The sequence below is a fragment of the Mucilaginibacter aquaedulcis genome (assembly GCF_030409325.1).
GTDB classification, from domain to species: Bacteria; Bacteroidota; Bacteroidia; order Sphingobacteriales; family Sphingobacteriaceae; genus Mucilaginibacter; species Mucilaginibacter aquaedulcis.
On record NZ_JAUFPR010000002.1, the window covers coordinates 1,695,508 to 1,717,610 of the forward strand.

Below are 22,103 nucleotides of genomic sequence, written 5' to 3' on the forward strand. Positions count from 1 at the left end.
ATCTTAATTCCACGGTGGCAGCGTTTTGTCTCCACTAACAATGGTGTATCATCACACCAGGACATAATTATATTTCGCTGACGTGGAAGCCTGTTTAACCGGTTCCGTAATAACGTCAGCGCATGCCAATTCAGGCTCTTGTATACCAGCACTGAATTTCTTTCGTAGGGGCGCCATGTCCATACTTATCTTTCCATGCAAAATTTTGGCATAGTGCTGCGTCTGCCGTAAAGTAGTGTGACCCAGCATTTTTGCAACGGTTTCGATCGGCACACCATTGCTTAAAGTGACGGTAGTGGCAAAAGTATGTCTGGCAAGGTGAAAGGTTAACACCTTGGTTATATCGCTCAAGTCAGCTACCTCCTTAAGGTAGGCATTCATCTTTTGATTAGAGAGGATAGGTAATACCTTGTCGGCATTCAGGCATTTCGGATGATTTGAATATCTTTCGAGTATTTGAAGTGCTGCGGGCAGCAGTGGAATTGCACAACTGGTATCCGTTTTTTGCCTTGAAGTGACGATCCATTGTTCTCCATCTACACCTTTGATGATCTCCTGCCGGGTTAGTTTAGCAACATCCGCGTATGCCAATCCCGTATAGCAACTGAACACAAATATATCCCGTACGATACGTAAGCGTTCATTGGTAAAACGCCTCGCGGAAATCTTATCCAATTCCCATTGGTTCAATGGGTGCCTGATTACCTCCTTTCTGCTTAATTCAAAATCGGGAAAGGGATCTGCCGGCAGCCACCTGTTTTTCACACAAAGCAGTACGATTTTCTTAAAATTCGCCAGGTATTTCATCGTGGTATTATGGCCGCAATTGCGTTCGGTCTTTAACCATAGGGCGAAGCGTTCTATAAAGGCATGATTAAGTTTTCGGACACTCAAGTCCTCTGCATTGAATGCCCAGATGATAAAGGACTTCGTGTGTTCATAGGTAGTCGCAAAACATTCGCAGGTTCCCTCGGCATAGTCCTTGCCTACAAGCACTTTCATGTCGGCATTGTGCTGTGCGAAAATCTCCAGGATCATTTTGCGGCTATCCCGGCCAGCAAGCATATCGCGCAGGATTTCTGCGGTGATGATTTCTTCCTCTTCGATCAGCTTTTGACGAGCCTTGAATACCTTGTTTTCGAGTGTATCCAAAAAGAAGTTCACTTCACGTGCATCCTCCTTAACGCCGCTGGCCCTGCCCTTTTCCTGGTCCCAACGGTTGTCCCACCATTGTTTTTTTGTCGATAGTTCCACCGGATGTCCATCCACGGTGATGCGTAAATAAATGAATTTTTTAGGTTCGTTTCCCGAATTTTTGAGAAAATACAGCAAACCAAAGCTTTTTTCCAACATAATTGCCACGATTATAAGTAAGTAAATGTCGAAATACAGCTACAGGAAGTCAAGATGTTCACCTCATGAACAACTTAATAATCAATAAGTTAAGCAACAATTCGTGGCAATTTCGTAAATTTTTTTTTTGCCACGATTTTGCCACGAACTTATGCGCATTTTTGGTGTTTTTTGGGTAAATGACCAAAATAAAAAAGCCTGTAAACTATTCATTTACAGGCTTTTGTTTGTTTTTGACGATATGATCAGCGGTGAGGGAGGGATTCGAACCCTCGGTACAGTTTCCCGTACGTCAGTTTAGCAAACTGATCCTTTCGGCCTCTCAGGCACCTCACCATCTTTTTTAAAAACGTTCCCCGTTTTTCGGGATTGCAAATATAGTAATTCAACCATACCGTCAAAAAAAAAGTTACATTTTTAATAATCTATTCGCACATGGTAAATGCTCATGAGCATTCTTTTGAAAATAGTTTTAATGGTTTCAATATCTTTTAAAGTTATATTACTGTCTTTCAGCTGGTTCTGATCAAGCTTATATTTCACTATGCGGTCAACCAAAATGCTTATCGATTCCTCATCGGGTTCCTTTAATGAGCGCGATGCGGCCTCAACCGAGTCGGCAAGCATCAAAACACCCGCTTCTTTCGAGAAAGGAATGGGTCCGGGATAGCGGAAAATGTTCTCATTGATGAATTTTTCAGGAAAATTCTTCAACGACGACTGGTAAAAATAGTCGACCCGGGTATTGCCATGGTGAGTGCGTATAAAGTCAATCACAATTTCGGGCAGGTTGGCCTTGCGGGCCATCTCAATACCCCGGCTTACGTGCCTGATGATGATTTGGGCGCTTTCCTCGTAAGGCAGTTTATCATGCGGGTTAAAGCCCGAGCTTTGGTTCTCGATAAAAAACAGCGGGTTCTCCATTTTACCAATATCATGGTACAGCGCCCCTGCCCTAACCAGCAGGGCGTTGCCTCCAATGGTGTATATGGCGTTCTCGGCCAGGTTGGCTACCTGCAGCGAGTGCTGGAAGGTACCGGGCGCGTTAAAGGCCAGTTCGCGCAGTAAAGGCGCGTTGGTATTGGTAAGCTCAATAAGTGTAATATCTGAGGTAATGGCAAATATTTTTTCAAACAGGTAAATAAGCGGGTAAGCCAGTAAGGTAAGCAGCACGCTAACAACAAATGGCAGAAAATCCATCCAGTCAATATCCAGGAAAGTGCCCTCACGTATAAACGTAATACCCAAAAAGGCCACAAAATAGTTAAACGTTATAATAAGTGCCGAAATCAGGAATTGCTCGCGTTTGATCAGGTTTTTAATGCTATAAATAGATACCATACCCGCGGTGATCTCGTAATAAGCAAACTCAAAGCTGTTAGGCACAAAAAAGCCTGCTATTAATACCACCAGCAAATGAATATCAAGTGCCAGCCTGGTATCAAACAATATGCGGATAATGATAGGTACTATGCAGTAAGGTATATAATATAAGTTGGGCAACTGCAGCTTAATAGCCAGCGACAGGGTGGCTAACATAGCGGTTATTACCAGCAATATCAAACCTACCAACCGGTTATCGGCATAAATATCCTTGCGGAAAAGGTACAGGAATATCATCAGCAACGATATGGCAATGGCTACCAGTAAAAACTGGCCAAGCAGTACCAGTTTACGGTTGCCGTTGGTACGCGCATTATCCTCAAAAGCTTGTTTATAAGATTCAAGCTTTTGGTATACATCATCATTAATAACCGAACCTTTATAAACTATCACTTCCCCTTTTTGAACCATACCACGGGTGAGTGATAATCCGTCAACCACCTCGTTCACCAGCCTTGAGGTTAGGTTATTGTCATAGCTTAAATTAGTTTGCAGCCTGTTTTGCAGCAAGTCAAGCAAAAAGGCCTTATCCAGATCGGTATGTTTGGTGAGTATCTTATCGCAATAAGCCAGGGCTTTTTCGCGGGTAAACAGTTCGTTCGTATTTTTTTCGGCAGCTATATTCTTGTTTAAAACGGTGATGGGGTAATTTTCTGAATTGAGCTGATACTGCGCATTGAGCTTTAAAATACCGGTTTCATAGATCTCGATGAGCAGATCGGTACCGGTGGCAACATACTTTGGTTTAAGTTTATCATTTATACCGGCGTTGTGCCACTTTATTTCAATATCGTTCTTAAAACCTTCTACCTGTTGATTTTCAACCGAGGCATCCAACTGATAAATAGGTGTAATACTTTCTTTGGCTGCTTTTTGATCAGTTTTATTTTCCTGAGCGGTTTTTAGTATGGCGAAATTATAGGGCGATACCAGGTCTTTCTGGTTCCAGATACGTCCTTTTTCGTACTCATAACTAAATTTTGCCTGCTTGGGTAAAAAAAACACAATGAGGCAAATGCTTATCAGCATCATTAAAAACTTAACGTTGCGGGCGTATTTGCGCAATAAGGCCTTTTGGCGCGAAGAAGATAGTTTTGCCATTTAATTAATTAACCAGCCAAAAATAATATAAGTTTCTGTTATATGCAGTTTTTCTTGTTTATATCAATTTGGTTTTGATATCTTTATGATATCAATTTAAAATCACCTTTATCATGGAATCCGAAAAAATCATCAATCCGCCATCTGGTTTTACAGTGTTTGCTTTATTTCTGATTTTGGCAGCGGTAGCGGGCCTGTGCTTTTGGGCAGGCCAGGAACCGGCCGGGAGCATTGTGCTTTTTATAGATGTTATTTTTTTATTACCCGGCCTCATCATAGTAAATCCTAACGAATCAAAAGTGCTTACGCTTTTTGGTAAGTACACCGGTACTGTAAAAAAGGACGGCTTTTTTTGGGTAAACCCGTTTACCCAAAAAAGAAAAGTATCATTAAGGGCCTTTAACCTTAATGGTCAGCAGTTAAAAGTGAACGATAGTATTGGCAACCCTATTGAAATTGCAGCTGTAATTGTATGGCAAATAAAAGATACGGCCAGCGCCGTATTTGCGGTTGAGAATTATATACAATATGTAAACATACAAAGCGAGGCTGCGGTAAGGCACCTGGCCAACTCGTTCCCTTATGATAACCTGGAGGATGAAAGCGCCAACATCACCCTGCGCGGCGGTGCCGAACAGGTAAGCGAAATGCTGGAGAAGGAATTGAACGAGCGCCTGTCGCGCGCGGGTATTGAAGTGCTGGAGGCGCGGATATCACACCTGGCCTACGCGCCTGAAATAGCGCACTCCATGCTGCAAGTTCAACAGGCATCGGCTATCATAGCTGCGCGCAGACTTATTGTTGAGGGCGCCGTGGGCATGGTTGAAATGGCCCTGAATAAATTATCAGAAAAAAACATTGTGGAACTTGATGAAGAACGCAAAGCCGCCATGGTAAGCAACCTGCTGGTGGTACTTTGCGGCGATAAGGCAGTTAACCCCGTGGTAAATACCGGCACCCTTTACCATTAATAACACAGGCAATAAACAATATGGCCGAGAAAAAAGCATTTATATTACGCATTAACCCCGATGTACTGAAAGAGATAGAAACCTGGGCAGCCGAGGAGTTCCGGAGCACCAACGGCCAGATAGAATATCTGCTGCAGCAGGCTTTACTTGGTCGTAAAAAAGGGAGCAAAAAGAAAAAAGATGCGGGCTAAATTTCGTATTTTTGATAGGCAGCGGCCCGGTTTTCAATTATCCAGAAAACCGGGCTGTTTTGTTAAGGTGGCAAAACAATACAAACACATCAAAAACAAACAAAGCAATAACAATCAAGCACTTAATACTTTTTAAAGTAAAAATAAGTGGCAAAAAGCAGATCAAAAAGTGTTAAAACGAATGTTTTTAATGGATTTACTGGCATTTTTAATGCTAAACTGAGCGAAAAAGTGTTAAAATTTTATTTTAAAAAGTTTTGGTAATAGAAAAAGCTGTTGTCATTTGCAGTCAATAAATTATTATGCATGCATAGCTTTTTCGTTTAACCAAAAATACTAAATTTGCCCCACCAACTTTAATGAGGGACACATGAAAGAAGTAGTAATAGTAGCAGCCACACGCACGCCAATAGGCAATTTTGGAGGAAGTTTAGCCGGCATTAGCGCAACCCAGCTGGGGGCTATAGCTATAAAATCGGCAATTGAAAAATCAGGACTTAAACCCGATCAGATACAGGAAGTTTATATGGGCAATGTGATGTCGGCCAATTTGGGCCAGGCACCTGCTACCCAGGCGGCCATATTCGCGGGTCTGCCCTATTTACCTGCTACTACCGTTAATAAGGTATGCGCATCGGGCATGAAGGCTATTATGCTTGCTGCCCAAAGCATTGCCATAGGCCAAAATGATATTGTGGTTGCCGGCGGCATGGAAAACATGAGCAGTGTACCCTATTACCTGGACAAAGCCCGTAATGGCTACCGTTTGGGTAACGGCCAGGTCATTGATGGACTGGTAAAAGATGGCCTGTGGGATGTTTATAACGATTACCACATGGGTTCGGCGGCTGAGCTTTGTGCTACTGATTGCAACATCAGCCGTGAAGATCAGGATGCTTACGCCATTGAATCATACCAAAGGGCTCAAAAAGCCCAAAAAGAGGGTAAATTCATGGATGAGATCACCCCGGTTGAACTGAAAGATAAAAAAGGTGAGATTGCCTTGCTTGCCGAGGACGAAGAACCTAAGACTGTAAAATTCGAGAAAATACCTTCATTAAAACCGGTATTTAAAAAAGATGGCACCGTAACCGCGGCCAATGCCTCTACCCTTAATGACGGCGCGGCTGCCCTGGTACTCATGAGCCGCGAAAAAGCCGACGAATTGGGTATTAAGCCTCTGGCACGCATTGTAGCCCATGCCGATGCACAGCAAGCACCGGAGTGGTTTACCACCGCACCATCGAAAGCTATCCCACTGGCACTGCACAGAGCCGGCCTAACGGCAGATCAGATCGATTTTTTTGAGATCAATGAGGCTTTTTCGGTAGTAGCGATAGCTAACAACCAAATATTAAAGCTTGACCCGGCCAAAGTTAACGTAAATGGCGGCGCTGTAGCTGTTGGCCATCCGCTGGGTGCATCAGGTGCACGCATCATTGTTACGTTGCTGCATGTTTTACAGCAAAATAACGCCAAATATGGCGCGGCAGGTATTTGTAACGGTGGTGGCGGTGCCAGCGCAATGGTTATTGAAAATTTACGTTAATTAAAACAAGCTAACTGCTGTAAAGCATGTTACAACAACTATTGTGATAAATTATTAGTTTCGCAGCTTGATATGATGTTAAATTTTAAATACCCGGTATGTCGATAAGGCGCTTGTTTCTATTCGTGCCCTTGCTGCTTGTTGTAGGCCAGTCTTTTGGTCAGCTAAACAGCGAAAGCGCACGCATAAAACAATTAAATGTTTATCAGGATAGTCTTGCATCGTTGGGTAAAACATTTATCAATAATGAAAACGACCTGGAACGTAAAAATGCTAATTACCAGTTTATCAAAACCCTGGTATCGGCATTAAAAACACCTAACTCGTTTCTTTTCCCGTTTGATTCGGTTAAGAGCATCAGTATCATCAACTCGCCCGATAACCGTTTCCGGATCTTGAGCTGGCATGTGGTAAACCAGGATGGCAGCTACCGTTTTTATGGCACCATACAGCTAAATACCGGCGGCCCGCTAAAAATGTTCCCGCTGGAGGACTATTCGCCATTGTTGAAAAACCCTGAAGATTCCGTTACTGATAATCGTAAATGGTATGGGGCCCAGTATTATAAAATAGTGCCTGTATATGCTCAAAAGCCCTATTATGTATTAATAGGCTGGAAAGGCAACACCATAAAATCAACCAAGAAGGTGATTGATGTGCTCTCGTTCAATAATGATAAGCCGGTTTTTGGAATGCCGGTTTTTGATGGTAATGGCAAAGGCCGTAAACGGGTTGTATTTGAGTATACCCGCCAGGCATCCATGCTGCTGAGATATGTACCTGAGCAAAACTTAATTGTATTTGATCATTTGGTTCCGCCTGATCCAAAAATGAAGGATCAACCTGAAACTTTTGGCCCCGACCTTAGCTATGATGGCTATAAGCTAAAAAATGGACGCTGGGTGTATCAGGATAATCTTGATATGCGTAACATACCTGACAATAGCGACAACCAATTGGTTGACCCTAAAAAACAGGCTTTGGAAGATAAGAAATCTATCCAGAAAAATTAAACTTTACATTACAATCACAAATCAAAATATTACATATAATAACCATAACACTTTCAGTATAAAATTCTGATTCAAAAAGAATTATACTAATTTTAACAAATTTTTTATTTCAATAATGCAAAAAAGCCCAGCCGAAACGGCTACACCAAAATCCAGATTTCCTCGAAGCGTTCCTTATATCATAGGCAATGAAGCCGCGGAACGTTTTAGTTTTTATGGCATGCGCTCCATACTCACGCTTTTCCTGGTAAACCAGTTTTTTAATCCCAATAATGTTGCTGCGTTAACAGATGTTGCTAACGCCAAAGCCAATAAGTTACATCACCTGTTTGTAATGGTAGCCTATGCCTTGCCATTTGTAGGGGGCATGATTGCCGACTGGTTTACAGGAAAATACAAGCTTATATTATATGTATCAATAATTTACTGCTTTGGGCACTTGATGTTGGCTATGTTTGATGGTGGCCTTGGTGGCTTTGAATTAGGGTTATTGGTGGTTGCAATTGGTGCCGGTGGTATTAAATCATGCGTTTCTGCTAACGTTGGCGATCAGTTTGATGCTACCAACCAGGATCTGCTTTCAAAAGTTTACGGCTGGTTCTATTTCAGTATCAACGCCGGCTCTATGATTTCAACTGTTGCTATTCCATGGACTTATGAACACTTTGGCCCTAAGTGGGCTTTTGGTATCCCAGGTTTCCTGATGGCACTGGCTACCATCATATTTTTCTCGGGCCGCAAAAAATACGTAAAGGTTCCCCCACAAGGAGTTAATCGCAATAACCTGGTATTTATAACCTGGTATGCACTAACCCATTTAGGTCAACGCAAACCGGGTCAATCTATGCTTGACGTTGCTAAGGATCAATATGATCCTGAACGTGTTGAAGGTGTAAAAGCTGTATACCGGGTTATTTCGGTATTCTTTTTCGCACTGGCATTTTGGGCTGTTTGGGATCAGTGTTTGTCTGAATGGACATTATATGCAGAAAAAATGGATCGCGTAATTAACCTTGGTTTTACTAAGTTCACTGTGCTGCCTGGTCAGTTATCAACTGTTAATACCGTGTTTCTTCTTATGTTCATCCCATTTTTCAACTATGTGGTATATCCATGGTTTGATAAAATTGGCCTGAAAACAACCCCGCTTAGAAGACTTGGCGTAGGCTTGATCTTAACAGCTTTATCATTCGTGGTAATAGGTATAATACATACTAACCTTGATCATGGCGGTTCTCCTTCCATCTGGTGGCAGGTATTTGCGTTCATGATACTTTCAGCTGCCGAGGTACTGGTATCTATCACAGGCCTTGAATACGCTTATACACATTCGCCAAAATCAATGAAAAGTACCATGACCGGTATCTGGTTCCTGGTTGTATCATTCGGTAATCTTATAACCGCACTTGTTAATGGCTTAATAGAAGACGGCGGCTGGTGGACACGCAACCTTAAAGGTGCAAACTATGAGTGGTTCTTTGTTACCTTTATCTGCGCCTTTATTGTAGTGTTCATGTTTGTTGCACCGCGCCTAAAAGAGCGGAATTATATCACTGATCCTTACGTAGATAGTCAAGCTATTGCCGAGAACCAATAATTCTTAAATTTCAGCGTTATTAAATGCAGTTAAGTAACAATATTGCTTAGCTGCTTTTTTTTATTTTTAAAACCGGGTTAAAATCAATTATTTTTACCCTTTGTTTACTTGATAAATTCTACGTGCCGGATAGCATTGTTATAATACCTACCTATAATGAAAAGGAAAATATTGAGCGTATGATACGCAAAGTATTCTCCCTACCCCATGATTTTCATCTGCTTATTATTGATGACGGATCGCCGGATGGTACCAACATCATTGTAAAAAACCTGATGAACGTATACCCCGAGCGGCTGTTTATTGAAGAACGGGCGGGTAAACAGGGTCTCGGAACTGCCTACATACATGGTTTTAAATGGGCCATTGCGCGCCATTACGATTATATTTTTGAAATGGATGCCGATTTTTCGCACAATCCGGATGATTTGCTTAAACTAAGGCAAGCCTGTATTGATGGTGCCGATGCTGCCATTGGTTCCCGTTACAGCAATGGCGTAAACGTGGTTAATTGGCCTATGAGTCGCGTGCTGATGAGCTATTTTGCATCGGTTTATGTACGGTTCATAACAGGAATAGATATCAGAGATTCAACAGCAGGCTTTATGTGCTACAAACGTAAGGTACTGGAAACCATCAGACTCAATAAAATAAAGTTTGTGGGTTACGCTTTCCAGATAGAAATGAAGTACACCTCCATTAAACACGGATTTAACCTGGTAGAAGTGCCTATCATTTTCACAGATCGTACGGCAGGCACATCCAAAATGTCGACAGGGATATTCAAGGAAGCATTTTTTGGAGTGATACAAATGAAGATCAATAGTATTTTCAGGAAATACCCTGAAGGGTGACCGGGAGATAAAATTTAAAGTAAAAAAGCGAAAGGTAAAAAGAGTGTTACCATTCGCTTTTTTGTTTTATGCTGGGAAGAAACCTTTTACCTTTCACCTTTATCCTTTTACCATAAAGAATCAGTTTACCTCAAAAAAAAATACTAATTTCGTTGGTAATGAATGAGCATCTTGATCCCGGAGCAGAACGATTGAGTAATACGGAACGCGATATTGAAAAAGTATTGCGCCCCCAGCAATTTGAGGATTTCACCGGCCAGCATAAGATATTAGCCAACCTGAAAATATTTGTACAGGCAGCCCGCCAACGCGGCGAGGCGCTTGATCATGTTTTACTGCATGGCCCTCCGGGCTTGGGTAAAACTACCCTATCGCACATTATTGCTAACGAAATGGGTGTGGGTATCAAGATTACCTCAGGCCCTGTATTGGATAAACCCGGCGATCTGGCCGGCCTGCTGACCAACCTGGAAACCGGCGACATCCTGTTTATTGATGAGATACACCGCCTTAGCCCATTGGTTGAAGAGTACTTATACTCGGCGATGGAGGATTTTAAGATAGATATTATGCTGGAGAGCGGCCCAAATGCCCGTTCGGTACAAATATCGCTTAATCCCTTTACCCTGGTTGGGGCCACCACCCGTTCAGGTTTGCTTACTGCACCTTTGAGAGCCAGGTTTGGTATAAACTCACGCCTGGAATATTATGATGCCAAGCTACTTAATACCATTGTACTTCGCTCCGCATCTATCCTTAAAACACCTATAAGTGATGAAGGCGCGTATGAAATTGCCCGCCGAAGCCGTGGTACCCCGCGTATTGCCAACGCCCTGCTGCGCCGCACGCGTGATTTTGCCCAGATAAAAGGGAATGGTAAAATTGATACAGATATAGCCCAATATGCCCTGAACGCGCTGAATGTGGATGAGCATGGTTTGGATGAGATGGATAATAAAATATTGATTACCATTATTGATAAGTTTAAAGGCGGCCCCGTTGGTTTAAAAACCATTGCAACGGCCGTTGGTGAGGATGAAGGTACTATTGAAGAAGTTTACGAGCCTTTTTTAATTCAGGAAGGCTTTTTAATGCGTACAGCCCGAGGTCGTGAAGCTACTGAGAGCGCTTACAAGCATTTAGGAAAAATAAAACTGGGAGGCAATCCTACGTTATTTTAGTAACCAAGCAATAAACTATTATACCAAACATGAAAACCAAATTAAAACAAAGCATTGGGGCATGCTGCAAAATCCTTTTAGCGGCGTGCCTTGTCATGGGCCTATCCATCACAAATACCCAGGCGCAAACAACCCCCACAGATTCAGCAAAGGTTAAGGCCGATAGCCTTGCCGCGCGCCGTATAGCCACAGGCACAAAGGTGGGTATAGCGGGCTTAAACCATGATCATATTCACCTTATTTTAAATGAATACCGCCACGGCAACGTAAACATTGTTGGCATTGCCGAACCCGATAAAAAGCTTTGGCAAAAATTTGGCAAAATATATAACCTGCCCGATTCACTGTTTTTTGAAGACTTGAAAACCATGTGTATTAAGCGCAAACCAACCATTGTACTGGGCTATAATGCCGTAGCTAAACACGTTGATATTGTGGAAACCTGCGCCCCTATGGGTATACCTGTAATGGTTGAAAAGCCTTTGGCAGCTACGCTTGAACAAGCCAAACGCATAGAGTTCCTGTCGCTTAAATATTATGTTAACGTACTTACCAATTACGAAACTACCTGGTATTCATCAGTACAGAGCGCCTATAATACTGTTAAAACCGATAGCATTGGCGTAATACGTAAAATGGTGTTTCATGATGGGCACCAGGGCCCACGTGAGATTGGATGCAGCGAGGATTTCCTGAGCTGGTTAACCGATCCGGAGCTTAATGGCGCAGGTGCGCTGAATGATTTTGGCTGCTATGGAGCTGATATGATGACCTGGTTTATGCAAGGCCAAAAACCAATTGCCGTTACAGCTATTGCCAGGCACTATAAACCATCTGTGTACCCTAAGGTTGAGGATGATGCCACCGTTTTGGTTGAATACCCTAACGCGACCGGCATGATAGAAGGTTCATGGAACTGGCCTTTCAGCATAAAGGATATGGAAATTTTTGGCGCTAAAGGCTACATTCATACTTTTGATCCGGACAGCCTACAAATAAGGATAAATAAAACAACCAGGGAATTTAAAGCACCTCCGCTGCCATCCCCTATTAATGCGCCTGTACCTTATTTTACCGCTGCGCTTAAAGATCCAAGAAGAACGCGTAACGATCAATCATCATTAAAATATAACATGATTGTGATGCAGATATTGGATGCTGCAAAAAGATCAATCAAGGAAGGTAAGCGGATAGTATTGTAAGCCTTTGTTAATAATTTATTTATAATAAATTTATTGCCTGCATATATATTATACTAATTTAGCCGTTCTTGAAATAATCTAAAAAATCATTGTTTTAATATGTTTAAAAAAGCTTTTGTGTGGTTGACCGTGTGTGCTTTGGGCACAGTATCCTGCCAGTCTAAACCTTCTGATAAAACAACAAGCACTGGTGCAACCAGTGCAGAAGTACCTACAGCTGCTGCCTCGGCAGCCGGTAAACCAGCAGATAACGCGGCTATTATGGCCCGCAAGCAAGTTCCGGTGGTTTGTTATCACCAGATACGCGACTGGAAACCTACCGACTCAAAAGGTGCTAAAGATTATATTGTACAGATAGCGGCTTTTAAAGAACATATAAAAATGCTGGCCGATAGCGGTTACCATACCATACTGCCAGATCAGTTATATGCTTATTTAACAACTGGCGCGGCATTGCCTAAAAAACCTATCATGTTAACTTTTGATGATACCGATCTTGATCAGTTCACGATAGCTAACCCTACGCTTAAAAAATATGGCTTTAAAGCTGTTTATTTTGTGATGACGGTATCTTTAGGTCGCCCGCGTTATATGACACCAGAGATGGTTAAACAACTATCTGATGAAGGCAACGTTATTGGAAGCCATACCTGGGATCATCACCGTGTTGACAAATACTCGCACAATTCGGAGTTGAAGATCATTGGAAAAAATGGTAAAATAACTACCCGCCCGGTTGATGATTGGGTTACCCAAATTGACAAGCCTACCAAAAAACTGGAAGAAATAACCGGTAAAAAAATAGATTATTTTGCATACCCATTCGGCATCTGGAAAAAACCGGTATTGCCTGAGTTCCAAAAAAAGGGTTTCAAAATTGCTTTCCAACTGGCCGACAAGCGTGACCCCGACTATCCACTAATGACTGTAAGAAGGATATTAGATAGCGGTTACTGGACAACCAAAACTTTTGGCAACAGCGTAAAAAATAGTTTCTAAAACTCAAATACTCTTTAAATACGCAAAAGGCCTTTCCCAAAAAGAAAGGCCTTTTGCGTAAACATCTATTTTTCTGATACCCATTTTATAGCCTCATCAATATCCTCCAAGGCGTATCCCCGGTACTTTCCCGGTAATATATATTTAAACAGATCGCTGAAACCGCGTGCATCCTTTTGATCGGATACTATGGCCAGCTTATTCCATCTCAAAAAGTATTTCAGTCCTATTTCTACATTTCCGCACCAGGCACCTGCTGTAAAGTTCTTTATATTGGTTTCTAAAACCAATACAAAATTGATCTTGTGGTTTCGCCGTACCTGCTCTTTAAGTAAAGGCAGTAAAGCTTTCCCGTAATCATCAATAGTAACATCCCCAACCGCGTGCATACCTAACACATGCGCAGGCAAATAATTCATGTGTTTAAGCATAGTAGGCTTTTTATGTCATTAGTTGCAAAAACTGCACCAAGCACCTGAAAACCTACTATTTTATTAAAAAAACATAAAGTCAGCAGGGCATATGTAAAAAAGCCATCCCCAGTTTGGGGATTTTATTTTATAGTATCTTTGCATTAATAATGCAAAACAGGACAACATACAGCCAGTTGATCAAACAAGAAGCCCAAAAACTTGGCTTCCTGTTTTGCGGAATCTCAAAAGCCGATTTTTTAGAAGAAGAAGCCCCCCGTTTGGAAACATGGCTTAAAAAAAACATGCACGGCGAAATGCAGTACATGGAAAACCATTTTGACAAACGACTTGACCCCCGCCTGCTTGTTGATGGTGCAAAGTCGGTTATATCATTAGGTATAAACTATTTTACCAATGATCACCAGGATGATCCCTCGGCTCCCAAAATATCAAAATACGCCTACGGTATGGACTATCATACCGTTATTAAAGATAAACTGAGGCTGCTGCTGCAAATCATTAATGAAAAAATAGGTGAAGTAGGCGGCCGGGCATTTGTTGATTCAGCACCGGTATTGGATAAGGCCTGGGCAAAAAAAGCAGGCCTGGGCTGGATCGGTAAAAACTCCAACTTATTAAGTAAAAAAGCAGGTTCATTCTTTTTCCTGGCCGAATTGATCATTGATCTGGAGCTGGAGTATGATGTTGCACCCACTGCCGATCATTGCGGCACCTGCACCAATTGTATTGATGCCTGCCCTACTGATGCCATTGTTGGCCCTTATGTGGTTGATGGCAGCCGCTGCATATCATATCTTACCATTGAACTTAAAAACGAGATACCGCAGGAGTTTAAAGGCAAAATGGATAACTGGATGTTTGGATGCGATGTTTGCCAGGATGTTTGCCCCTGGAACCGTTTCTCGGTATTAAATACCGAACCTGCATTTAATCCTCACCCTGATCTACTCGGCCTTAAAGCGGCCGACTGGCAGGAAATAACCCAGGATATTTTTCAGAAAGTATTTAAAAACTCGGCCGTAAAGCGCACCAAATTCGCCGGCCTTAAACGGAATATTGATTTCCTTCGGAAATAGCTGTGAGTTTTAAGTACGGAGTTATGAGTTTTCCTTCTCCATAAATAAGTAATGAGTTTCAAGTGAAAACTGACCACTCAAAACTCATTACTCAACACTATAAAATTAACCCTTTTTAAATTTCAGGGCTAATTGCTGCAGCATATCTTCATTAACCGGTTTTGCAGGTTCTTCCTTCTTTTTAAAAGGTTTGTTTTGATATGGCTGGGTTCTGGTATGGTCTTGTTTGGTGTAATCTTTTTTCTGATAATCTGCCTTTGGGGCATCCGCTTTCGGAGCCTGTTGCTCTGCGGGCTTTGGTTGGCTTGCCGCTTTAGCCTGGCGCTCGGCGGCTTTTTTACCGTTCCATCTTTGGTATATCTCTTCCAGCTTACGTTTGGTGTACAAGGGAAAATCGCCCTGCATCATCCATGAATAATAGCTTGGCTCTACGTTAAATACATCTTCAACGCGTTTGCCTTTATGTTTTCCAAAGTTAATCAGCTCTTCGCCCTGCTCGTTATAAACCATGCGGCCTGCAAAATCAACCGGTTTGCTCAGGTTAGTAAATTTGTGCAGCGCTTCCACATCGCCGGTAACGGGGATAATGATATTACCTTTTTTATCTTCCCATTCCATATTCTCGTAGCGCTCAATTTGCGCCAAAAGCACTTCCATGGTAGCACGGGTATCTGCCTCTGCCGAGTGGGCATTCTCTATCTTCTTATCGCAATAAAACTGGTAAGCAGCCTTCAGGGTGCGCTGCTCCATTTGGTGAAATATGTTTTGTACATCCACAAAATGGCGTGCATCCAGGTTAAATGATACGCCTGCACGCAAAAACTCCTCCATAAGCATAGGTATATCAAATTTATTGGAGTTATAACCTGCAAGGTCACTATCAGCAATAAACTCGGCTATGGCCTGTGCTATCTCTTTAAACTGCAGCTCGTCTTTAATATGTTCATCATAAATACCATGCACCAATGACGACTCTAAAGGGATAGGCATACCCGGGTTAACCCGCCATGTTTTCACTTCTTCGCTGCCATCGGGATTTAGCTTAATAACAGATATTTCAACTATCCGATCGGCGCCAATATTGGTACCGGTAGTCTCCAGGTCGAAAAAAGCAAGAGGGCGTTTTAAATTTAATTTCATTTTATAAAGATCAAAGTAGATAGTACAAAGGTCGCAAATGTCCTAAAAAGAATCAGCAGAATAAATTTTTTAATTTATTTAATATATCCATTTTATATTTAATTTCATACCACCTTAATTTATCACAGCAATACATGAAAAAAGCATTACTCATTGCGTTAGTAACTATTGGTACTCAACAGCTTGCAAATGCACAGGATTTTAAAGAAGGTTTTGTGCAGGAAGAGCTAAGCATGCAAAAGTACGACAAAGACCCCGAAGCACACGCAGTTTTCCTGAACGAGTTTGGCAATGCCAGGATAGATATCACCAACGATGACCACGTTAGGCTCATCTATGATTACCACGCCAAAATAAAAATACTTGACAGCAAAGGCCTCGAAAACGGCACCATTCAAATACCGGTTCATAACAGTGATGATGTAGCCGACGAGATAACCGACATTAAAGGCAGCACCTATTATACCGACGATAATGGGCTGATGCAAAAAATAGATCTTGATCCGAAGAAAGTGTTCCAGGTAAAGGACTATAAATACGGCGGTACTGTAAAATTTGCATTACCAGGGCTTCGCAGCGGTTGCGTTATTGAGTTCAGGTACAAACTCATTTCCCCTTTCTGGGATAGCTTTCACCGCTGGGAATTTCAGGATAATATCCCCAAAATACATTCACAATATGAGGTGCATATACCTGGCTTCTGGACATTTAATGCCGCTTTAAAGGGTAGTTTAAAGCTATCAAAAACAAGCTCAGAGCTTGAACGTGAATGCTTTACATCGCATGGCGCAAAAAGTGATTGCTCGCACCTGATGTACGCCATGAATGATATTCCTGCTTTTGTAGAAGAGGATTATATGACCTCGGCAAAAAACTTTTTATCGGCCATTGATTTTGAGCTTGTAGAATGGATGAATCCCTATACTTCTGTTAAAACAGTGGTAAGTAAGGAGTGGAAAGATATTGACCGCCAGCTTAAAATTGACGAAAACTTTGGCTCACAGCTAAAACGCAAAGACCTCATGAAGGAGCGTATGGCGCCCATAATTGCAGGTAAAACCACTGACATAGATAAGGCCCAGGCTATTTATAGTTACCTTCAAAAATGGTATAAATGGAACGATTATATTGGCATAGCCAGCTCAAACGGAATTAAACGGGCAATGGAGGCGCACACCGGTAGTATTGGCGATATTAATCTTTCGCTAATTACCGCACTGAATGCCTGCGGTATTAATACAGAAGCCGTGCTGCTCTCTACGCGAGACCATGGTAATATTAATACCCTTTATCCTGTTTTAAGCGACTTTAATTATGTAGTAGCCAAGGCTAATATTGATGGCAACTCCTATTATCTCGATGCGTCCGATCCATTACTGTCATTTGGTTTGCTTCAACTCAAATGCCTTAATGATAAAGGCCGGGTGATCAGCCTTGATAAACCATCGTATTGGGTTGAGCTTAGTGGCTTGCAAAAGTCAAACAGCACACGTTCTCTTGACCTTACCTTGCTTGAAAACGGCAAAATAAAAGGAAGCATAACCAATTATTACACCGGGTACGAAGCATACAAAAAACGCAAGGCTATTAAAAAGTTCAACTCTGTTGATGAATACATTGAAGACCTGGACGCCAAGCTTCCTAAAATAAAGATCCTGAAATCAAACATCAGTAACCTGGATAGCCTTAATATGCCCTTGGGCGAAACTTTGGAAGTAGAAATTGATGCCTTTGATAATATGAATAAGAGTCAGTTGGTGTTCAACCCGTTTTTCTGGAACAAAATAACTACCAACCCATTTAAACTGGCCGAACGCGATTACCCTGTTGACTGGGGCATGGCTTCTGATGAGCGACTATTACTCACCATGCACCTGCCATCGCAATTTATAGTTGAAACACCGCCACAGAACGCTGCTTTTGCCTTGCCAAATAATGGGGGCATGTTTGCCACCAACTATGACAATCAGGGCGATACCTTCACCGTGTCAAACATAACACGCTTTACTAAAGGAATTTACAGCTCTAACGAGTATCCGTACCTTAAAGAGCTTTATAATAAGATAATCCTTACCGAAAAAGCCGATATGGTTTTCAAGAAAAAATAATGAAATCGTTTTTACTTTTATCATTCCTGCTTTTTAGCGGCATATGTGCCCATGCCCAGGAAAACTATGATGCATCCCTTATAGCTAAAGAATTGCTGCCTTATGCCAGCGCGGTAATTCGTAACAAGGAGGTGAGCATTGAAGTTAAAGACCTTGACAACACGGTTTACCATATTAAAACGGCCATAACTATTTTGAACAAAAATGGTAGTGAAATGGCCGACATACTGGTTTGGCACAATAAAAGCCGGATAATAAAAAGCATCAAAGGAATGGTTTATAACCAATTTGGTAAACCAACGGCCAAGTTTTCAGAAAGTGATTTTGAGGATGTAAATTCCCGCGATGGTTTTTCACTTTTTCAGGATCTGAAGATAAAGCATTATAATCCGCCGGTTACTGATTACCCCTACACGGTGGCCTATGAATATGAAGTAAAATCAAAGCAATCACTAAATTTTGAGGATTGGGAGCCTAATTCAACAACCGGCCTTGCCGTTGAAAAAAGCGCATACACCTTTAGCTGCAAACCCGATTTTAATATCAGGTACAAAGAGATCAATATGCCACCAAGTGTTGTTAAAGGCACTAATAAAGACGGATATAAAACCTACACCTGGCAGGTAAGTAATTTAAAAGCCATCAAAGATGAACCCTACAGCCCCAATGAAGATAAATACTTAAGCTGCGTTAAAATAGCTCCCGAAAAATTTAGCTATGAGGGTATTACAGGCTCTTTTACCAACTGGAACGAGATGGGTAAATGGATATACGATAAGCTGCTGGTAAGCCGCCTGCAAATACCCGCTACTACTGCCGAATACGTGAAGCAGCTAACACAGGGCATAACAGATCCTAAGCTGAAGGCAAAAAAGATTTATGAATATATGCAGGGTAAAACCCATTATATAAGCGTACAAGTAGGTATTGGCGGTTATCAGCCATTTTTGGCAAGTGATGTTGACGAGCAAAATTATGGCGACTGCAAAGCGCTGGTAAACTATACACAGGCCCTGCTTAAAACCGTGAACATAGAATCATACTATTGCGTGGTACAGGCAGGTAGCCGTAAGGCCAGCCCTCTGAAAGATTTTGCAAGCATGAACCAGTTTGATCATGTTATTTTATGCCTTCCATTTAAAAACGATACTACCTTTTTAGAGTGTACCAGTCAGAAAATACCATTTGGCTTTTTAAGCGATTTTACTGACGATCGTACGGTGCTGGCTTGTACTCCGGCAGGCGGAAAACTACTGCATACCCCTGTATATACCGCTCAAAACAATTTACAGCAACGCAATGCCAGTTTTGTTTTAAATGCCGATGGAGAGCTTACCGGCAATATACTCACTTCATTTAAAGGCACTCAGTATGATAATGTACAATATATTATTGATGAAGCACCCAAAGAGCAGATTAAGGCTGTGCAAAAAGAATATCCTATTGATAATATGGATATTGTTAACGCCGAATTTAAACAGGATAAAAGCCTCCAGCCTGTAACTACAGAAACCATCAGGCTTAATGCCCGCGATTATGCATCTGCCAATGAGGGTAAATTATCATTTATCATAAACGCCACTAACAGAATGAGCAAGGTTCCCCGTGAGGTACGGAACCGCCGCCTTGATGTGTATATAAACCGTGGTTACACCGATGAGGATGAGATCAGCTATACTTTACCCGCAGGATATAAACTGGATATGCATCCACCTAATGTATTGATCAATAAACCATTCGGAAAGTTTTCGGCAAGTATAACTGTAAAAGATAATCAACTGATATATAAGCGCCATATGCAAATTTTTGATGGCACTTACAATAAAGATACCTATCAGGATCTTGTTGATTTTTATCAGGTCGTAGTAGAGAGCGATAGTAATAACGTTACCCTCATTAAAGGTAACTGAAAATAACTATGCCCAATACAATACCTACTATCATGATAAGGTAAAGCAAGATCTCATTACCGGCAAAATGCTTGTATTTAGTCCAAAATGAATACTTTTCGTTTTGATTGGCCATAATGCTGCAAAACTATTGAAATTATAATTAGTTCGCTAACTCAGCTTCACAGTTCGATTTAAAACTCCTTTTTTGAATTGAGCAGTATATGAATTATCATATTTAAATACTGTTACAACATTTAATATTTTCGGTTTTAATAATTCACACTTTCACAATAATTCTCCTTTAAATATTTCTGAAATTAAAAGCAGAAATCGGAATGATGCGTGGGTATTTATTACCTGCGTAATATATTATTTACATTTCTGGAATTATAGTGTGCAATAATCAAACTTTGATTTTATGAATCAAAGTTCATAAAAACGCCTTTTTTTAATTTTAATGCACACTTTTTCTCAATGGGTAACAATATTAAAAATCCAATATTAAGTTGATAAATATTATTCACATTTGAGTACCAATTATTTACCTAAATAACTAAACCATGCTCAAATTTATCCAATCCTATTTGGATCATAGGGGGCCATTTCCTGCGCGAATACGGGATAGGCATAAACAATTTTGGCAGGATCCAGATGCCGAAACAGTCAGAAACACCTTGCTGGATGCCGAAGACGGCATTGAAAAATGGAAGGATGCAGTTAACTGGCAACGCCGATTAAGTAATAAATATAACTCGAGAGAGTTTGCCGGTAAACATGGCTGTAAGGTAGCAGCCCTGATATGGAAAGGGAGAGATATCGACAAAATCGACTTTAAAAAACTCCCCGAAAACTATGTGATCAGACCTACCATAGGTCATTCGGCCAATCTGGTCTTTTTAATGAAGAAGAATTACAATCTTTTTGATAAAAAAAACTACACAACGGCTCAAATTAAAGAAGCTCTGAAAACGGCTATTGCATCAAATGATAAGCTTGAGTTTTTAGTTGAAGAATTCTTGAAAAATGAGCAGGGACAGAACGAAATTCTGAAAGATTATAAGGTGTATAGTTTTAACGGAGAGATAGCCTGCATATGGGTAATTAACCGGTTAAGCCCTAAATCGGGAAATGGGTCTTTTTATGATGAACACTGGAACCTGCTAAAAACAGTTAATAAGATATATCCCGCAGGCGAGCTTGAACAGCCACCCAAGTGTTTACAAGAAATAGTAAGGCAAGCCAAAATTTTGAGTAAGGCTTATGAGATATTTGTAAGGATTGATTTTTACGCCACCGACAAAGGATGTGTATTTGGTGAGTTTACTCCTACCCCGGGAATGGGAACCTGCACAACCAGCTATGGTCAAAAGTTACTGATATCGCACTGGAATAAGTATTGTGCCGGAAAAATTTAGATCGTAAAGAATTATTCTGCAAATAGCTAATTAACTTGCGTATGCGACTGTATATCAACAGAGCCGGCCCTTGAAAAGTATTTATAGATAGAAGGATCACGTAGGCGTACTATTATTACCCCTTTTCTGGAACTGGCATGCACCACATACCCATTTTGCAGGTAAACACCTACATGACTAAACTGCTTGCCATCAAAATCAAAGAAAACCAGGTCGCCTTCTTTCAGTTCTTCTTCGTATTTACGTTTAATAACGGTGATCTGCTTGCTGGTCATGCGTGGTATAGTTATACCGTAAACTTCCTGCTCCAATAAGTAAACCAGGCCCGAGCAATCTACACCGTCTTTATCTAAACCACCAAATTTGTACGGTGTGCCCATCCATTGATCAATAAAGGCATATAAGCGACCGTTTTCAATATCACCACGATTAACCCCCATAATTTGCGAATATTTGTCTGCCATTTCAGTCTGGGGTTTTACTATTTCACCAGGCTGTCCCCTCATCGCAGCTTTACGCGAATGACAGGATGTTAATATCAAAGGCACAAAAAATACTGCAAGCAGGTAAAGCAGGTTGTGATGTTTGGTCATTCAGTAAAAATATATGTAAAAAGCATTTATTTAATAGTTATGTTTTTAACA

19 protein-coding genes and 1 tRNA gene are annotated in these 22,103 nt (G+C 41.3%); 13 read left to right on the forward strand and 7 right to left on the reverse strand.

What is annotated here, in order from left to right; translation table 11 throughout:
• Nucleotides 1-51 precede the first annotated feature (51 nt).
• From QWZ01_RS11375 to QWZ01_RS11385, 3 genes are all read right to left on the reverse strand, one after another.
• Nucleotides 52-1,353, reverse strand: coding sequence for a site-specific integrase (locus tag QWZ01_RS11375; RefSeq protein ID WP_290323447.1), 1,302 nt, complete (start codon nt 1,351-1,353; stop codon nt 52-54).
• A 249-nt stretch (nt 1,354-1,602) separates the two neighbouring features.
• Nucleotides 1,603-1,689 (reverse strand) — tRNA-Ser (locus QWZ01_RS11380).
• 81 nt (nt 1,690-1,770) lie between these two features.
• On the reverse strand, nt 1,771-3,837 hold the full coding sequence (locus QWZ01_RS11385; protein ID WP_290323449.1) for an HD family phosphohydrolase: 2,067 nt from the start codon (nt 3,835-3,837) through the stop codon (nt 1,771-1,773).
• A gap of 113 nt (nt 3,838-3,950) precedes the next feature.
• Here QWZ01_RS11385 and QWZ01_RS11390 point away from each other — a divergent pair, with 113 nt between their 5' ends.
• The 9 genes from QWZ01_RS11390 (at nt 3,951) to QWZ01_RS11430 (ending at nt 13,394) form a co-directional block, all read left to right on the forward strand.
• A complete protein-coding gene (locus QWZ01_RS11390) occupies nt 3,951-4,808 on the forward strand; it encodes an SPFH domain-containing protein (RefSeq protein WP_290323450.1) in 858 nt (285 codons plus the stop codon).
• Between the two features lie 20 nt (nt 4,809-4,828).
• Nucleotides 4,829-4,999 (forward strand): type II toxin-antitoxin system antitoxin, encoded by a 171-nt coding sequence (locus QWZ01_RS11395; protein ID WP_290323451.1) that lies wholly within the window; start codon nt 4,829-4,831, stop codon nt 4,997-4,999.
• 370 nt (nt 5,000-5,369) lie between these two features.
• Nucleotides 5,370-6,548, forward strand: coding sequence for an acetyl-CoA C-acyltransferase (locus QWZ01_RS11400; protein ID WP_290323452.1), 1,179 nt, complete (start codon nt 5,370-5,372; stop codon nt 6,546-6,548).
• A 98-nt stretch (nt 6,549-6,646) separates the two neighbouring features.
• A complete protein-coding gene (locus QWZ01_RS11405) occupies nt 6,647-7,561 on the forward strand; it encodes a hypothetical protein (protein ID WP_290323453.1) in 915 nt (304 codons plus the stop codon).
• A 115-nt stretch (nt 7,562-7,676) separates the two neighbouring features.
• Entirely contained in the window at nt 7,677-9,158 is a 1,482-nt protein-coding gene (locus QWZ01_RS11410; protein WP_290323454.1) for a POT-type proton-dependent oligopeptide transporter, read from the forward strand.
• A gap of 122 nt (nt 9,159-9,280) precedes the next feature.
• Nucleotides 9,281-10,012, forward strand: coding sequence for a polyprenol monophosphomannose synthase (locus QWZ01_RS11415; RefSeq protein ID WP_290323455.1), 732 nt, complete (start codon nt 9,281-9,283; stop codon nt 10,010-10,012).
• A gap of 158 nt (nt 10,013-10,170) precedes the next feature.
• Nucleotides 10,171-11,193, forward strand: coding sequence for a Holliday junction branch migration DNA helicase RuvB (gene ruvB, locus QWZ01_RS11420; RefSeq protein WP_290323456.1), 1,023 nt, complete (start codon nt 10,171-10,173; stop codon nt 11,191-11,193).
• Between the two features lie 29 nt (nt 11,194-11,222).
• Complete coding sequence (locus QWZ01_RS11425; protein ID WP_290323457.1) at nt 11,223-12,395, forward strand: Gfo/Idh/MocA family protein; 1,173 nt, start codon at nt 11,223-11,225, stop codon at nt 12,393-12,395.
• Nucleotides 12,396-12,494: 99 nt separating this feature from the next.
• Nucleotides 12,495-13,394 carry a polysaccharide deacetylase family protein gene (locus tag QWZ01_RS11430; protein ID WP_290323458.1) on the forward strand — a complete coding sequence of 300 codons (900 nt, stop codon included), beginning with the start codon at nt 12,495-12,497 and terminating at the stop codon, nt 13,392-13,394.
• A 65-nt stretch (nt 13,395-13,459) separates the two neighbouring features.
• Here the strand turns inward: QWZ01_RS11430 and QWZ01_RS11435 are convergent, their stop codons facing one another.
• On the reverse strand, nt 13,460-13,813 hold the full coding sequence (locus QWZ01_RS11435) for a SpoIIAA family protein (protein WP_290323459.1): 354 nt from the start codon (nt 13,811-13,813) through the stop codon (nt 13,460-13,462).
• A gap of 161 nt (nt 13,814-13,974) precedes the next feature.
• Here QWZ01_RS11435 and queG point away from each other — a divergent pair, with 161 nt between their 5' ends.
• The gene (gene queG / locus QWZ01_RS11440; RefSeq protein WP_290323460.1) at nt 13,975-14,904 is read left to right on the forward strand and encodes a tRNA epoxyqueuosine(34) reductase QueG; all 930 of its coding nucleotides are present in this window, start codon (nt 13,975-13,977) and stop codon (nt 14,902-14,904) included.
• A gap of 105 nt (nt 14,905-15,009) precedes the next feature.
• Here queG and QWZ01_RS11445 read toward each other — a convergent pair whose 3' ends face one another.
• Nucleotides 15,010-16,044 (reverse strand): 3'-5' exonuclease, encoded by a 1,035-nt coding sequence (locus QWZ01_RS11445; RefSeq protein ID WP_290323462.1) that lies wholly within the window; start codon nt 16,042-16,044, stop codon nt 15,010-15,012.
• 134 nt (nt 16,045-16,178) lie between these two features.
• On the opposite strand from QWZ01_RS11445, the gene QWZ01_RS11450 reads away from it, so the two are divergent.
• Nucleotides 16,179-18,152: a DUF3858 domain-containing protein gene (locus tag QWZ01_RS11450; RefSeq protein WP_290323463.1), complete on the forward strand. Its 1,974-nt coding sequence runs from the start codon at nt 16,179-16,181 to the stop codon at nt 18,150-18,152.
• Entirely contained in the window at nt 18,152-20,062 is a 1,911-nt protein-coding gene (locus QWZ01_RS11455) for a DUF3857 domain-containing protein (RefSeq protein ID WP_290323464.1), read from the forward strand. Before QWZ01_RS11450 ends, QWZ01_RS11455 begins: the two co-directional genes overlap by 1 nt.
• Here the strand turns inward: QWZ01_RS11455 and QWZ01_RS11460 are convergent.
• The gene (locus QWZ01_RS11460; RefSeq protein ID WP_290323465.1) at nt 20,049-20,177 is read right to left on the reverse strand and encodes a hypothetical protein; all 129 of its coding nucleotides are present in this window, start codon (nt 20,175-20,177) and stop codon (nt 20,049-20,051) included. The genes QWZ01_RS11455 and QWZ01_RS11460 overlap by 14 nt on opposite strands.
• Before the next feature lie 427 nt (nt 20,178-20,604).
• On the opposite strand from QWZ01_RS11460, the gene QWZ01_RS11465 reads away from it, so the two are divergent.
• On the forward strand, nt 20,605-21,459 hold the full coding sequence (locus QWZ01_RS11465; protein ID WP_290323466.1) for an ATP-grasp fold amidoligase family protein: 855 nt from the start codon (nt 20,605-20,607) through the stop codon (nt 21,457-21,459).
• 26 nt (nt 21,460-21,485) lie between these two features.
• Here QWZ01_RS11465 and QWZ01_RS11470 read toward each other — a convergent pair whose 3' ends face one another.
• Complete coding sequence (locus tag QWZ01_RS11470) at nt 21,486-22,052, reverse strand: C40 family peptidase (protein WP_290323467.1); 567 nt, start codon at nt 22,050-22,052, stop codon at nt 21,486-21,488.
• Between the last annotated feature and the right edge of the window lie 51 nt (nt 22,053-22,103).